Raw genomic sequence first — 13,743 nt, forward strand, 5'->3', positions numbered from 1 at the left:
CCACTAGTAGCACTTGCAGGCAGCCTTATCGACGGCTTCGAGAAGACACGTGGTCTTCTGTCATGCCGCCGCGGCGCCCATAGCCTGCCATCGATCCGGCCCGACCTTTCAAGGGCGACCCAGGCGGCTTGCACGAACGCGACGCGCGGGTAGCGAGCCACGCTTCGACATCTTGGCGAGATTTTGTGCGTCGCCGGTCGAGATCTGCATGGGAACCAGTCCAAGCCAAGCGGCGAAGCCGCGGCCATTGGCAAAGCTATCGCCGATTCCAATCGCCGCCACTATGGCACCCCAGATAATGGGACCGATGCCCGGCATGCCCGTCAGTCGTTCACATCCGGCAGCTTGCCTGCTAAGCTCTCCGACCTTAGTCGATACTTGCTCGATCCGGACATCGAGTTGACGCCAATCCGAAGCCAGCCCTTACAAACGCACGATGCGCGGCGATAGCACCTCGGCCAGGACGGGCGGCAATTCCGTTCGCGAAAAGTGTTGTCCTTGTCAAACCGCAAATGCCGCGTTCCAGCATAAAGGCGCCGAGTGCTTGATGATGCCACTACGCTGCCTGACCATTCGCTCGCGGACACGATGCAATGACTGCAGGTCTAGCACGGCGTTTATGAATGCGCCGGGTCGCACGATCGCGCGCCGACGACTCCGTCGGCCGGCTCCAGTGTGCTGATGCTCGCAATGCAACCGGCATTACGAGTTGGGCATATGCGCCAGATACCGATAGATCGCGGCCAGCTCGTCATCCTCCATTTTTCCGACAGAACGCCACGGCATTTGCTCGCTGATCTGGTGACCGTTGGGATCGATGCCGGTACGCATGGCTGCAATGAAGCCGGCCAGCGTCCAGTCCTTGACCAGATTCAGGTCCGGTCCGAGCGGCGCCAACTGCCCGGGCATGCCGCCGGTCAAATTCTCGCCGTGGCACGCACGGCAGTCTTGATACGCCAGGATGTATTCGCCAAACTCAAAGGTCGGCCCTTTCAACGGCCCTGAGACATGTCCGGTGACGATCGGGTTGCCGCTTGGCAGCATGCCTGCGCCGAGCATGGCAAGGCCGAGCAGATTCATGTGATCGGGCGGATCCGGCGTCGGATTTCCTGCCGCCGGCACACTACGGATATACGCGATCACAGCCTTGATGTCGTCGTCGCTCAGTCGGCCGGCATTGACGTAGGACATCATTGTCAGCCACCGGCCCTCCGCGTCAACGCCGTTGCGAATGGCGCGGAAGATCTCGCCATCGGACCAGTGCTTCAATGGCCCGGCCGGAGTAAGATTTGCAGCCACGAAGGACCCAATTGGAATCTGGAGTTCTACGGCAAGATCGTAGCCGCCGGTGAGCGTGCCAGTGTGTGAATGGCAGGCGCCGCACAGACCGTCGGAGATATCCTTGCCACGCGCAACGAGTTCAGGGGTTGCCCTAATCTTGATGTCCGGAACGGGCGCCGAGCGGCTGTGCTGCTTGATCATCCCCAGCGACGTGAGCGCGCTGGCGGACAACACCGCAAGGGAAAGCAGCGCCAACAGACCTGCGCCGCCCCATTTTCCGATGCGATTTTTAACTCGCCATGTGCGGAAACCTGACCAGGCCAATAACGCGGCGATGGCGATCAACGCCACCAGCGCAACGATGTTTTGCATTGCTACTCCTAGACAAATGATGCGCACGGGAAAGTGAACTGAGCAGAATGGAATCTGCCGGTGGTTCACGCTGACGACAAATCTCGCGACGCAGCCGTCGGCGTCGTGCCATCAAAGCTAGGCCACTGAGCAAGCGGCGTCGTGGGCCTAACGCGCCCTTTCGTGCCTTACGTCACGCACGGGGTTGAACGTTGTCGCCCTGCACATGAACGCCGGGTGCGTGACCGAAGCGTTGGCGGAATGCACGGGCGAAGTTAGTGTAATCGCGATACCCGCAATCGTAGGCGATCGTGCTCAGAGGCTGGCCCGACTTCGACCCCCGACGCCTAATAGCGCGGGCAGCTTGATCCAGGCGCACTGATTGAATGAAGCCGCTGCAGGTACAACCGTGGTTCGTGAACAGTTTTTGCAGGTAACGTAGCGAAATACCGACCTCGGCAGCAATCTCACTCGGACCGAAATCTGGGTCGGCAAAGCGATCCTTGATGACATCGCAGATGCGCTTAAACAACCGATCCGAATGAAGGGGGCCTGGTACTGGGTCCAGCGGCGCGAATACCGCTCCGAGCAGATCGTAAACCGCTAACTGCATATAGTTGGCAGCCGAGGTTGGCATCGGTTGCTCGGCGTCGACGGCGTTCAGAACGAGTTGGAACAGCAGGCGTGATGCACGCGTTCCAGAGTGGCCACGAAGCCCGCCGCGGGGCGCGAATCCAAGCGCTGGGATCAGAGACTGGCGAGGCAACTGCAGAGAAAGCCACTCTTCGTGACCATCATTAACGTACGTCACTGGGCGGGCAGAATCTATGAATGCGACATCTCCCACGGCCAGCTCTACGGCCTGATCGTTTTGAATGATCGTTGATCGTCCATCGACCTGAAATACGGCATAGCAGTGATCAACACCATCAAGGCGAATATCCCTTTGTGTCCGTTCGCAATGGTGTGTCCGTTCGCAATGGCGAATATTGTTGCTGATTTCCGACGCATTAAGTCCGAAGATGCTCCGGGAGCGAACTCTGCCGGCAAAGACTTTAGGATCGTCTACCGTGTACAACCCAAAGTTCGAGCGCAACAGATCCCGCCACTGTTCGTAATTCAACTCGGGCGTCTTGAGAAGGTCAGAACTCCGCATCGTCGCCTAGATCCTTGAGACTGTGACTTGAGACTTCGAAAGAAGGCCCCAATCCGAACTCTTTCAACGGTCCGCACAATCAAATCTTGCAGAAGCGCGCGATCGTGAGTCTATAGCAAAGCGGAAGCGACGCAGACCGGCTGCAGACTTTCGAACTTGAAACTTTCGAACTTGGCCCAATCCGGACATTGCTTGTCGAGCGGTTGACTCCGTCTCGCGCGGCGCGGGTCGATCCTCCGGCGATTGCAAGCTCAGGCCAAGCGCGTCTGTCCAATGCCGACCACGCAGCGCCGCATCACGACATCGTGCGTCCGGGCCTACGCAGCAGGGTACGGTGCAATTGGAATGATCAATCTTGGTACTGTTTCAATAAGCCGAGAGCGCACATTTTTTGCCTGATCGTCACCGGGATCGCGTCGGGTCGCAGCGCTGTTGCGTTGTGTCGATGCGGGTCTCATGCAAACTCAGAGCGGGGTAACAGTGCCCGAATCCGGATCGCTGATCATCTACGGCCAGTACAGCTTCCCGATTCAGCAGACGGCTTCGCCGTTCTGCCGTCTCCGTGATGGAGTTGGCGTTTGCTTTCCCGATCGATGCGATCGAGCGCCGCTTCACACGGGCGCAACGTTGCAGGCACGACAACGTGAAAGTCGACATTGCGGCTCGATCTTGCACCACCATGCGCATTCACTGCACCCTCCCAACCCGGACGTTCTCGATGATTCAGGAGCAAGGAATGAACGACCCTCAGGCATCCTCAAGACCGGCATCGCCCGATCGCAGTCGGCTCGCGCCGTTGTCGCGACGCAAGTTTGTCGGCTTCGCAGGAGTGCTGGGTGCCGCTGCTCCGTTTGCCGTGTTGAAGGCGGCGAACGCGTTCCCCGGCTTTGGATCGACAGCCGCCGCAAACGGCATCGGCGACATCCCGATCTGCCGAGCATCCGACAGCTCTTCCGCCGATCCCAAGGGGCCGGCACGACACATTCGCTTTGTGTACAATGGCACCGGGATCTGCACTGCGGCGGTGCCGGTCGCTTTGCACCATGGGTATTTTGGCAAGCATAACCTGGATGTCGAATTTATTCAGGTCGCCGGCGAGACCGACCAGATGCTGCAGGCGCTTGCGACGGACAAAGCCGACGCCGGTTCGAGCATGCTGCTGAATTGGCTCAAGCCGCTTGAGCAGGGCATCGATGTGAAGCTCACAGCGGGCCTGCACGGCGGCTGCACGCGCCTGTTCACCGGCAAGACATCGGGCATCACCGATATCACGAAACTCAAAGGCGGGACGATCGGCGTGTCCAGCATTTCCGGTTCGCCCCGCAATTTCTTCGCGATCTTGCTGTCTGACAATGGCATCAACCCGGAAAGCGACGTTCAATGGCGCGAGTTTCCGGCGGACCTGCTGCCGATCGCGCTAAAGCGCGGAGAAGTCCAGGCGATCGCCGACGCCGATCCGACAGCGTGGCTGATACAGCATCGCAGCAACGGCGAGCTGGTGGAGATCGCCTCGAATCTCTCCGGCGACTACGCCAACCTGTCCTGCTGCACGATGGGTGTCCGTGCTTCTCTGTGGGCAAAAGATCCCGCGACAGTCGCCGCCTTGACGAATGCCATCCACGATGCGGCCGTCCATGTCGCCACCAACCCCGATGACGCCGCTGAGGTCTTCGCACCATACACACCGAAAGTTCCGGTCGCAGACCTTGCGGCGATGCTGCGCAGCCACACGCATGGACACCATCCTGCGGGCGATGCGTTGCGTCGGGAAGTCGTCAAGATCACGAGCGACCTCAAACGGGCGTCGATCATCAAGCAGAGTACGGATCCCCAAAAGCTCGCCAACCGCGTGGTCGTCGACGTGACCGGTTGATCGAAGATGCCGAAAGACGTGACCACCGCATGTGCATCAATATGAGCTCACCGACCGACCAGCTTCTGGAGTGCATCGCTATGGGCAAGACCGGTGCGAACGATCTAAAACGCGTCTCGGTCTTCAAGCCGGCCGCGGATACCGCGAAATTCGCTGAGCGGATTTATGTCGACGTATTCGACAGGGTCTAAGACGCCGGCACTGGCGCGATCTGCCGGAGATAAAGCCGCCGCCGCGAGCCATTCGCTGTCGTTTCCGATATCGGTTGCGAAAAATGCGTCGGGTGCATTGGCAGGCCTGGCGTGGACCGGCTTCGGACTCTCCTGCCTGCTGTGGCAAGACCTCGGCGATTGGTCGCGGACCCATGACATGGCGATCGCGTCATTCGTGTTCGCTGGTGGCATTCTCACCGCAACTCTGTTTGGCCGATTTGGCGGCGGCCTGCAGTCGCGGGCGCCATGGCTGCTGGCGTTTGGGCTGTTCCTGACCATATGGGAAATCGCGACCGCCAAGTTCGCATGGCTGCCATTGCCGTTCTTTCCGCCGCCGCAAGCCATCGTCGAAGTCTACACCGACGACTGGCCGAAGCTTCTGGCCAGCACCGTTGCATCGGTGAAGCTTCAGCTTGTCGGCTATGCGCTCGGGGCCGCGATCGGCTTTCTCACCGGCGTATTGATTGGATGGTCGCGCGCCGTCGGCTATTGGGTACATCCTGCCCTGCGCTTCATCGGGCCGCTGCCCGCAACGGCATGGCTGCCATTTGCCTTGTTCATGTTTCCGTCGAGCTGGAGCGCGAGCACGTTCCTGATCGCACTGGCCACCGGGTTTCCGGTCACGGTGCTGACCTGGTCGGGCGTCGCAAGCGTCAGCAATGCCTATTACGATGTCGCGCGAACATTGGGGGCGAAGCCGTCCTTCCTGGTGCTCAAGGTCGCAATTCCGGCGGCGCTGCCGCACGTGTTCGTAGGCCTGTTTATGGGTCTTGGATCGTCCTTTGCCGTTCTGGTCGTTGCCGAAATGATGGGCGTCAAGGCCGGGCTCGGGTGGTATCTGCAATGGGCGCAGGGTTGGGCAGCTTACGCAAACATGTATGCGGCGCTGATCGTCATGTCGTTGTTGTGCTCCGGTGCGATCACCCTACTGTTCAGGACACGCGACCGGCTGCTGGTCTGGCAGAAAGGCGTCGTCAAATGGTAGCGGTTGCTATCGCTGAAACTGATCGGCCGACTGCCGTCGGCGCGTCGCTGAATGTCGAGGGCGTCAGCCACGCCTTTGACATCGATGGCGCCGCGCTGCCGGTACTGAATGACGTTAGCTTCAACGTAAGACCGGGCGAATTCGTCGCGCTGCTCGGTCCCTCGGGATGCGGAAAGTCGACCTTGCTGCGTCTGGTGGCCGGGCTTGAACCGCCGCGATCGGGCGCGTTGTTCGAAGATGGTCGTCCGATCAAAGGGCCGTTTCCGTCGCGGGTGGTGGTGTTTCAGGATCCGACGCTGTTTCCGTGGCGAACCGTCTGGAAAAACGTTGCGCTCGGGCTCGAGGCCCAGGGTGTCTTAAAGAGCCAACGCCCCCGCGTCGATGCGGCGCTCGACCTCGTCGGGCTTTCTGCGTTTCGCAACGCCTACCCGCATCAGCTTTCGGGAGGAATGGCCCAGCGGGTCGCGCTGGCACGAGCGCTGGTGAACAACCCCAGGATACTTATTCTGGATGAGCCGCTCGGCAAGCTCGATTCGCTGACACGCATCTCCATGCAGGCGGAAATCGCCGCGCTCTGGCAGCGCAGCGGCTTCACCACGCTGATGGTGACGCACGACGTTGAAGAGGCGGTCTTCATGGCCAACCGCGTCATCGTATTCAGCGACCGCCCCGCGCTCATCAAGGCCAACATGACGGTCGATCGTCCCTTCCCCAGGCACCGCGGCGATCCCAAGCTGGCGGAGTTACGGAGCAACATTCTGGGGCTGCTTGGATTGGATGCGAACTGGTGAGCAGCGGCCAGGATCGACGGAACATGCGTCGACGGCACGTGCGATGTCTCGTCGTGGGCGACGGCGCCTGCGCGAGGTACATCGAGACCGCGCTGGCGCGCCTGCGCGATAACCGATAGGCGTCAGGTCGGACGATCGCGAACGACAGCATCGCATGGCAGAAGCCTATCGAGCTCATCGAGCTCCTTGGCGTGATGGGCTCCCCATTCCATGAGGGAATCCAACACGGGCCGCAGGCTTTCGCCGAGCGGGGTGAGCAGGTATTCGACCCCCTGACGATCGTCGGCGCTGGGCTGCCGGCTCACCGTTCCATGTTCCTCAAGCGCTCGCAGCTGCCCGATCAACACCTTCTGCGAGATGCCGGCAATGCGCTTTTCCAGCTCGCATGTGCGTTGCGGGCCGTCCAGCAACACAGAAAGGATGACCGCCTTCCAGCGTCCCGAAAAGACGCCTAGCGCGCGCTCGACCGGCAAGCCGGGTAGTCTCTTGATGATCTTCATCCGCCGACCACTGACCAAAGGGTGTGTAGATCGGAACGACTACCGAAGAATAAACCTTCGGCAGAAATCTGATCGGAGGATGATCTATGGCCGACCTGTTCGAAACTCAACTGCTTGGCGGCACTGTTCCGCTGAAGAACCGCATCGTCATGCCACCCATGACCCGCACGCGAACGTCCGAAGGCGACCTCCCGATCGATGGTGACCTCCCGAACGAGATGATCGCCACCTATTACGGCCAGAGGGCCAGCGCCGGCCTGATCATTTCCGAGGTCAACGACGTGGATCAGTCCAGTCATGGTTACGCGAGGATACCCGGAATCCACTCCGAAGCCCAAATGCGGGGCTGGCGGCTGGTGACCGATGAGGTTCACCGGCATGGCGGCACGATCTTTATGCAGTTGTGGCACGTCGGCAGGTTGGCCCATTCCTCGATTCTGCCGAACGGCCAGGCCCCGGTGGGCGTGACCGACGAAAGGGCTGCGGGTTCAGAGGTGTTCGCCCATGGCCCGGACGGACGGTTGCGTTTTATGTCTGTGGAGACGCCGAGGCCTCTCAGCACGGATGAGGTGTCGGCCATGGTGGGCACCTTCGCCAAAGCCGCCGCCAATGCACGGGAGGTCGGATTCGATGGTGTCGAACTCCATGCGGCCAACGGCTATCTGATCGAGCAGTTCATGAACTCGGTGCTCAATACGCGCACCGACCGTTACGGCGGGGGCAGCATGGAAGATCGTACGCACTTCCTGATGGAAGTCGTCGAGGCGGTGGTGGCTGAATTCGGTCCGGGGCGCGTGGGTGTTCGCCTGTCTCCGTTCGGCAAGTACGGCTCCATGCCGGCGGACCCTCTTACGGAGGAAACGTTTCTGTACGTTGTCGAGCAGCTGGGGCGTCGCGGCGTGGCATACATCCATCTGCTCTACGAGCTACTGCCCGAAGGAAACATGGAGGCGGCGGAGTTCAAGCCTCGGTACCTCGACCACGCGCTGCTTGCCAAGGCTCGGGCGGTGTTTCCTGGCGCCTTCATCTGGTGTGGCGGCTTCAATGACCGCGAGCGCGCCCAGGCTTCGCTCGACACCGGGTTGGTGGACCTGATCGCCTTCGGCAGACCATATATCGCAAACCCGGACCTTGTTGAGCGTCTCAAGCACGGCTGGCCGTTAGCCGTAGCGGACCGATCAACTTATTACACCCGACGCGGCGAGGTGGGTTTCACGGACTTCCCTGCTTATCCGATCGGTAGTGCTGCCCGCGACGCAGCCTGACCGCTGCAGTGGGTCGAGCAGGCGTTCGGTGCCGGGCGGTTCTGCGGACCCCTGCTGGTCGACCATGAAACCCGGCCGCACGACGCTCGCGACGCTGCAACAATCCGAATGCGAAGTCTAACCCAACCCCAAGCAAAGGAGCCCCACGTGGGTGCACCAACGAAGACTGCCGACTCCACCGTCGTCAACGGCATCAATGTCGACGACCTGTTGGCGCTGATCGAGGACGTCAAGCGCGAACCTGCCAAAGCCAAGACGAACTGGCACGTCATCACGACCTGGCAGGGCCAGACGCGGAGCCGTGCCGAAATCGAGCGTTATGAGCTCGGCGGAAAAAAGGTGCCACGCCGGTTCTCGATCGACATCGACGAGCCCCGCGAACTCGGCGGGTCGAACAATTTCGCCACTCCGCAGGAGCATCTGATCGCGGCGCTCAACGCCTGCATGACCGTCGGATACGTGGCGCAGTGCGCGGTGCGCGGAATCACCGTCGAAAGCCTGTCGATCGAGACCGATGGCGAGATCGATCTTCGCGGCTTCCTCGGGATCGATCCTGCTGTGCTGCCAGGATACGAGACCCTCAGATATACCGTCCGTATCAAGGGTAGCGGCACAAAAGAACAGTTCGCCGAGGTCCACGAGGCGGTCATGGCGACCTCGCCCAACTTCTACAATTTATCCCAGGCTGTGGCTCTCAAACCTGCCTTGATCGTCCAGTGATTGCATGCTGGTGCAACCCCGGACGAAATCTCGGCCGTACTGCAGCTGGCCGCCGCGCTCTCAACGGCAAACTGGTCGATCCGATGCTCTTGACACGACCGCCGAACTGATCGCGGCGATCAAGGTGTCTTGGCTTCGGATATAGCAGTAACATCAGGATGTATGTCATGACTTTCAGCGATTCGTCCCTGCCTCCGGTATTGCCCGAGGATGCCGCGCCCCTCGTGGCGACGGTCGCGGGGAAAATTTGACTGGCTCTGGATGGCACTCGTGGCCCAGGACAGACCATCTTCATATCGTCCAGCAAAGAAATGAGCGTATGCCATCCCGGTTTGAATCAAAAACAAGCGGGGATTTTGAATCAAAAACAAGCGGGGATCGAGAGGACTTAGGCGAATTGCCGCCGAAAACTGCTCAATCGCAGCGTCGTCATTTCCGAGATAAATATTTGCCCAGCCTTTCCAATTGCGCGCCAAAACCGAATTGGGATCGAGGGCAATGGCGCTTGCACAAAGAGCTTCCCCTTTCTCCGGCTCTTCGAGTACGAATGAGTACGCTTGTCCTGACAACGCAAGCACCAGAGGATCATCCTGGTCGAGCTGTATCGCTCGTTCGGCAAGCTGCCGGGTTTCAGCCCGCTCTTGGGCAGCATTCCTTGTCCACGCCCACGCTTTCTTCTGTCCAAAATTACTTGCTGCAAAAGCGTAGGCCCGGGCGAACGCAGATCGAGCGAGATTGCAATTTTCGTCAGCCTGAGAGCTTCAACATTTCCCTTTCGGGTTTGCTGGTAGGCGACAAACAGCGCGCGAAGATAGTAGTCATAAGCCTTCAGATTCTCCGTTGGCTTGCGCCGGACGCGCTCCATTTCGGCTCGCTCAAGCTGCGGAGAAATAGCGCCTATGACGCTGCTTGTTAAGCGATTCTGCAAATCAAAAATGTCTGCGAGGTCACTATCAAACTTGTCCGTCCAGATGTGGGCGTTGGTCGATGCATCGATAAGGTGTGCGGTCACACGAACTTGCTTTCCAACCTTGCGTACGCTGCCTTCCAGCACATAACGGACGCCGAGATCGCCGCCGATCTGCTTGATCTCGACGGTTTTTCCTTTGTAGGTGAAACTCGAATTGCGCGCGATCACGAACAGCGATTTTGATTTCGACAGTCCGGTAATGATGTCCTCGACCATGCCGTCGGCAAAGTACTCCTGCTCCGGATCGGAGCTCAAATTGGCGAAGGGGAAAACGGCGAACCGAAGTTTATCGGGAAGCGGGAGGGCGAGTTTCGGCTGTTGCACCGGGGTATCGGTGGCCGCGACGCTTGCGGGCCTCTGCGCTTCCCGCACTGTTCCGACGAAACGGAAGCCCTTGCGTGGCAGGGTTTTGATGAGGCGCTGCTCCTCACCGGGATCGCTATCGCTCTGGTGGCGGTCATCCGCGGGGGTTATCAGCGTTGCCACCGGGCGACTTGCATATGCTGAAAAGTGTGTTGCGCGATTGGAACGACGAGCAGGCGCTGGCGATCCTGCAAAGCTGTCGGGCTGCCGTCACACCAAATGGCCGGGTATTGGTGTTCCCACCGCATTCGCATTGTGCCTGCAGGACCAAACGCAGTGTCTTAATAGCGGGCCGCTTGACCAAGGCGGCCCGCAGCAAAAATAACCTACCTACACGACCGGCTGCTTGTTCTTGCTGATGTTGTCCAGGAATTGGCGATCAAGATTGAGGTGCGCTGTGACGAGATTACGCGGCGTGAGCGCCATCCATTGCGCGAGCGAAATGTCCTCGAAATGGGGCGCGCGGAACAGTTCGAGGAACCGGAGCGGATCACTGCCGGTGTTCTCGACATAATGCGGCATGGACAATGGCACGTAGCCGACATCGCCGGCAAGGTAGTCGAACGTGCGCGCAGCACCTTGTGCGGCGAACACGGTCATGCGCGCCTTCCCGGAGATGTAGTACTGCCACTCGTCGGCATTCGGGTGCCAATGAATCTCGCGCAGGTGGCCTGGCTGAACTTCGACCAGCGCTGCAGCAAGGTTTGTCGAAATAGGAAAATTGCTCGAATCGGCAATCCGTACAGTACCGCCGGGTGCTTGGGTGGGCTGCATCTGCATCAAGCGGAAACTCATGTTCCTATCCCGCGGAAGCGGCCCAGCGGGGCTCTGAATCCTGTCTTGCTCCAGCGAGGGTGGCTCCGCGGCTGGAAAGATGAACTTCTCGTGCTTCGGAATGTCGTCGAAGACCTTCTTATCGACCATGAAGTTCTTGGCGAGAACCTCCGGCGGGAAGTGCGCGAACATGTCAGTTATCGCGAAAGTGCTATCCTCCGAGAAACCACCATCCGTGAAGGCCAACAAGAATTCGGTACCTTCCGGTGAGAGGCCTTGGATAGAATGCGGTATTCCACTGGGAAAATACCAGAGATCCCCTGGACCGACGTCGTCCACGAAATTGTGCCCGTCCTTGTCGATCGCGGTAATTCTGGCCTTGCCGGCCAACATAAAGGCCCATTCGTCAGGCTTGTGCCAATGCAGTTCGCGCACGCCTCCAGCGGTTAGTCGCATATTCACGCCGGCGATCGTGGTCGCAATTGGCATTTCGCGTTGCGTGACTTCCCGTGACCAGCCGCCTTCGCGCATTTTGACGTGCGCATCGGCAAAAGCGAAATGCAAATTTGGAATTCCGCCGCTGTCGGTTTCGGGCGGCCGCAGGATATCGGGATTCTGCGCTTCCCGGGCTGCATTATGCGGACCGAGTATTGGTGCACCACGCTTGCCTTCGACCGGTTGCTCTTGAGCTGACGCGGCCGTTGCGCCAAGGGCGACGGCACCGGCGAGGAGGGTTCTGCGTGTCGGATTTAACATGGGCGGGCTCCCGTTCTGGATGTGCCCCAGTCCCAACGGCGCAACGCAGGAATTGAATGCCAGTTCCTATGCCCACCGTCGCGCAAAGCCCACAGCGTGCATCGTGCCATTCGCGCGGATTTAATGCACGGTCGCGATTTCCGCGCCTGGGGTGGAGCTGGGCCGCCTTCGAGAGGCAGTATGTGCCAGCCGATGCCGGGTCGGGATCGGGTCCCGCTGCATCGTTTCGGCGAGGCCGCGGAAATCGGCAAGGCGGCGCTGTTCCTTGCGAGCGACGATTCCTCCTTCATGACCGGATCGGAACTGGTCGTCGAAGGCGGAATATCGCAGCTTTGACATTCCCAATGCGACATGGCGGCCACTGGGAGATCGGCCGCCCTTTTTTTCAGTAGCTTGGTCCGGTTCGGGTCTTGGCCGTGTAAAAACGCGAAAGATCGAAACGCTGCGAGAATTACATTCTTCAGTTCGTTCTTTAAGTTGAGCGTGCTTGCGAGTTCGAGGGCCAAGGGGGTTTTGGACAAATAACTTCTTCTATTGCCATCAAGCGCCTTTGCATTTTTACACAGCCAGCGTCACGAGCGGTAATGCTCTGACTGATCGCAAGATTTCCGCTTGGCCGTCAGAAGCTGACATATACCTCTATGAGCAAATGCCCTAGTTCGAGCGCACGTCCCAATGCCAGGGCGGTGCGATACCTAGCTCGAAGCGCGCTTCAATGCGTTACCGAGTTGCTTAGCTTCGGAAAGATCGATACGAGCGACATGTCCGTGCTTCGCGAGCAGGTAGAGGAGGTTGTTTCCGTCGAGTAGCGTTAATGGTTTCCCCTTTGCAAACCCGTGCGCATCCGGGCCGTATCCTGATGTAGTGACAAGAATACCCTTGGTCGCGCCCTCAGACATAACGGTCCCGTATAGGTCGCGTACCGCGCTCACGTCCACGGTATTGGTATAGCGCTTAGCTTGGATGACGATCTTGCCGCCTCTTATTGGGTCCGGATCAAAAGCAATGGCATCTACACGTCACGCGCGTCCAGAAATCATAAGAACCTGAAACCCTGTTATGCGCTCTGGCTCGTCGCCGGACGGAGAATTGGCTGAGCGAAAAGCAGAGGCCGTTCCTCAGGTACGGCAGGCGGCGGATCGGAGTGTAGTTGGGTGATTTGTGTAAGCGCCGTCCCGGTAGCTTCGGATTGTGAAGCTCGGAACAAGCGTCAGTCCAGCCTTTGCGGCGGTTCTCGCATGATCCACTGAGCCCAGCAGCGCTAGCGCAGCGGCGAGTAAGAAATGCACGAGTGGATAAGTTCGGTTGGCTGCGATGCTGCGGCAGAACCAGCCGAGCGCTTCCGCATCGGCCGAAATCGGCACGGCGATCCCGTGGCTATATCGCGCCAAGGGTGGTCGAATCGACGAGGGAGACAGTGCACGCATGGCGATTATTCTGAGCGGGGAAAAAGGGCAGATGATGCAGCCGATGCTAGGCGAGGCTACGGCGTGGTGTCAACGAGGTGCCCGCTCTGATGTGTCCGCGCTCAGTTTCGCAAAAATCCCGATCAAGGCGACGATTTCGAATCTGCCTTCTGCGATGTTGCAAAGCGGGCGGGTCATGTTCAACCGTAATCTTACCGTGCTGCGACTGCTTAGCTGTCAATCGGCATTGGATGCCGATCACCCCGAAAACGAGGTCCTTATTTCGACCCCGTAGCACACTCAGATCAATCGCGTTTCCGAATCCAACAGAAAACCAATG

General features: G+C 59.4%; 15 protein-coding genes and 1 pseudogene. 9 read left to right on the forward strand and 7 right to left on the reverse strand.

Annotated elements, in window-relative coordinates:
- Window positions 1–104: 104 nt before the first annotated feature.
- The 3 genes and pseudogenes from CWO89_RS49485 to CWO89_RS12880 form a co-directional block, all read right to left on the reverse strand.
- Window positions 105–609, reverse strand: a pseudogene (locus tag CWO89_RS49485) (transposase); the annotation flags it as partial.
- A gap of 93 nt (window positions 610–702) precedes the next feature.
- Complete coding sequence (locus tag CWO89_RS12875) at window positions 703–1,653, reverse strand: c-type cytochrome (protein ID WP_130578975.1); 951 nt, start codon at window positions 1,651–1,653, stop codon at window positions 703–705.
- Window positions 1,654–1,825: 172 nt separating this feature from the next.
- Window positions 1,826–2,755 carry a helix-turn-helix domain-containing protein gene (locus CWO89_RS12880; RefSeq protein ID WP_165421123.1) on the reverse strand — a complete coding sequence of 310 codons (930 nt, stop codon included), beginning with the start codon at window positions 2,753–2,755 and terminating at the stop codon, window positions 1,826–1,828.
- Window positions 2,756–3,524: 769 nt separating this feature from the next.
- On the opposite strand from CWO89_RS12880, the gene CWO89_RS12885 reads away from it, so the two are divergent.
- Genes CWO89_RS12885 through CWO89_RS12895 form a run of 4 tightly spaced genes read left to right on the forward strand, consistent with a single transcriptional unit; the run spans window position 3,525 to window position 6,649 of the window.
- Entirely contained in the window at window positions 3,525–4,661 is a 1,137-nt protein-coding gene (locus CWO89_RS12885; protein ID WP_165421124.1) for an ABC transporter substrate-binding protein, read from the forward strand.
- Between the two features lie 41 nt (window positions 4,662–4,702).
- Window positions 4,703–4,852, forward strand: coding sequence for a hypothetical protein (locus tag CWO89_RS45830; RefSeq protein WP_165421122.1), 150 nt, complete (start codon window positions 4,703–4,705; stop codon window positions 4,850–4,852).
- Window positions 4,827–5,858, forward strand: coding sequence for an ABC transporter permease (locus CWO89_RS12890; protein WP_130578978.1), 1,032 nt, complete (start codon window positions 4,827–4,829; stop codon window positions 5,856–5,858). The genes CWO89_RS45830 and CWO89_RS12890 overlap by 26 nt, the downstream gene beginning before the upstream one ends.
- Window positions 5,852–6,649 carry an ABC transporter ATP-binding protein gene (locus CWO89_RS12895; protein WP_130579001.1) on the forward strand — a complete coding sequence of 266 codons (798 nt, stop codon included), beginning with the start codon at window positions 5,852–5,854 and terminating at the stop codon, window positions 6,647–6,649. Before CWO89_RS12890 ends, CWO89_RS12895 begins: the two co-directional genes overlap by 7 nt.
- A gap of 122 nt (window positions 6,650–6,771) precedes the next feature.
- On the opposite strand, the gene CWO89_RS12900 is transcribed toward CWO89_RS12895, so the two are convergent.
- Window positions 6,772–7,149 carry a winged helix-turn-helix transcriptional regulator gene (locus CWO89_RS12900; RefSeq protein WP_130578979.1) on the reverse strand — a complete coding sequence of 126 codons (378 nt, stop codon included), beginning with the start codon at window positions 7,147–7,149 and terminating at the stop codon, window positions 6,772–6,774.
- A gap of 86 nt (window positions 7,150–7,235) precedes the next feature.
- On the opposite strand from CWO89_RS12900, the gene CWO89_RS12905 reads away from it, so the two are divergent.
- The gene (locus CWO89_RS12905) at window positions 7,236–8,414 is read left to right on the forward strand and encodes an alkene reductase (RefSeq protein WP_130578980.1); all 1,179 of its coding nucleotides are present in this window, start codon (window positions 7,236–7,238) and stop codon (window positions 8,412–8,414) included.
- 147 nt (window positions 8,415–8,561) lie between these two features.
- Entirely contained in the window at window positions 8,562–9,134 is a 573-nt protein-coding gene (locus tag CWO89_RS12910; protein ID WP_130578981.1) for an OsmC family protein, read from the forward strand.
- Window positions 9,135–9,522: 388 nt separating this feature from the next.
- Here CWO89_RS12910 and CWO89_RS12915 read toward each other — a convergent pair whose 3' ends face one another.
- Window positions 9,523–10,590: a hypothetical protein gene (locus CWO89_RS12915; protein ID WP_130578982.1), complete on the reverse strand. Its 1,068-nt coding sequence runs from the start codon at window positions 10,588–10,590 to the stop codon at window positions 9,523–9,525.
- 14 nt (window positions 10,591–10,604) lie between these two features.
- On the opposite strand from CWO89_RS12915, the gene CWO89_RS49490 reads away from it, so the two are divergent.
- Window positions 10,605–10,826: a methyltransferase gene (locus CWO89_RS49490; RefSeq protein WP_130578983.1), complete on the forward strand. Its 222-nt coding sequence runs from the start codon at window positions 10,605–10,607 to the stop codon at window positions 10,824–10,826.
- Here CWO89_RS49490 and CWO89_RS12925 read toward each other — a convergent pair.
- Window positions 10,798–11,997, reverse strand: a complete 1,200-nt coding sequence (locus CWO89_RS12925) for an oxalate decarboxylase family bicupin (RefSeq protein ID WP_130578984.1) — start codon at window positions 11,995–11,997, stop codon at window positions 10,798–10,800. The two genes, CWO89_RS49490 and CWO89_RS12925, sit on opposite strands and share 29 nt — an antisense overlap.
- A gap of 180 nt (window positions 11,998–12,177) precedes the next feature.
- On the opposite strand from CWO89_RS12925, the gene CWO89_RS47840 reads away from it, so the two are divergent.
- Entirely contained in the window at window positions 12,178–12,333 is a 156-nt protein-coding gene (locus tag CWO89_RS47840) for an SDR family oxidoreductase (protein ID WP_349644878.1), read from the forward strand.
- Between the two features lie 359 nt (window positions 12,334–12,692).
- Here the strand turns inward: CWO89_RS47840 and CWO89_RS49495 are convergent, their stop codons facing one another.
- Window positions 12,693–13,004 carry a restriction endonuclease gene (locus CWO89_RS49495; RefSeq protein ID WP_207234472.1) on the reverse strand — a complete coding sequence of 104 codons (312 nt, stop codon included), beginning with the start codon at window positions 13,002–13,004 and terminating at the stop codon, window positions 12,693–12,695.
- A 298-nt stretch (window positions 13,005–13,302) separates the two neighbouring features.
- On the opposite strand from CWO89_RS49495, the gene CWO89_RS12945 reads away from it, so the two are divergent.
- Complete coding sequence (locus CWO89_RS12945; protein ID WP_165421125.1) at window positions 13,303–13,698, forward strand: hypothetical protein; 396 nt, start codon at window positions 13,303–13,305, stop codon at window positions 13,696–13,698.
- Window positions 13,699–13,743 lie beyond the last annotated feature (45 nt).

The sequence above is a fragment of the Bradyrhizobium sp. Leo170 genome (assembly GCF_004296405.1).
Classification (GTDB): Bacteria; Pseudomonadota; Alphaproteobacteria; order Rhizobiales; family Xanthobacteraceae; genus Bradyrhizobium.

What these genes read in the sequence shown, in the direction of transcription:
- CWO89_RS12875 (WP_130578975.1), bottom strand. Translation starts at nt 1,653, where the DNA reads ATGCAAAACATCGTTGCGCTGGTGGCGTTGATCGCCATCGCCGCGTTA.
- CWO89_RS12885 (WP_165421124.1), top strand. Translation starts at nt 3,525, where the DNA reads ATGAACGACCCTCAGGCATCCTCAAGACCGGCATCGCCCGATCGCAGT.
- CWO89_RS45830 (WP_165421122.1), top strand. Translation starts at nt 4,703, where the DNA reads ATGAGCTCACCGACCGACCAGCTTCTGGAGTGCATCGCTATGGGCAAG.
- CWO89_RS12890 (WP_130578978.1), top strand. Translation starts at nt 4,827, where the DNA reads ATGTCGACGTATTCGACAGGGTCTAAGACGCCGGCACTGGCGCGATCT.
- CWO89_RS12895 (WP_130579001.1), top strand. Translation starts at nt 5,852, where the DNA reads ATGGTAGCGGTTGCTATCGCTGAAACTGATCGGCCGACTGCCGTCGGC.
- CWO89_RS12900 (WP_130578979.1), bottom strand. Translation starts at nt 7,149, where the DNA reads ATGAAGATCATCAAGAGACTACCCGGCTTGCCGGTCGAGCGCGCGCTA.
- CWO89_RS12905 (WP_130578980.1), top strand. Translation starts at nt 7,236, where the DNA reads ATGGCCGACCTGTTCGAAACTCAACTGCTTGGCGGCACTGTTCCGCTG.
- CWO89_RS49490 (WP_130578983.1), top strand. Translation starts at nt 10,605, where the DNA reads ATGCTGAAAAGTGTGTTGCGCGATTGGAACGACGAGCAGGCGCTGGCG.
- CWO89_RS12925 (WP_130578984.1), bottom strand. Translation starts at nt 11,997, where the DNA reads ATGTTAAATCCGACACGCAGAACCCTCCTCGCCGGTGCCGTCGCCCTT.
- CWO89_RS47840 (WP_349644878.1), top strand. Translation starts at nt 12,178, where the DNA reads ATGTGCCAGCCGATGCCGGGTCGGGATCGGGTCCCGCTGCATCGTTTC.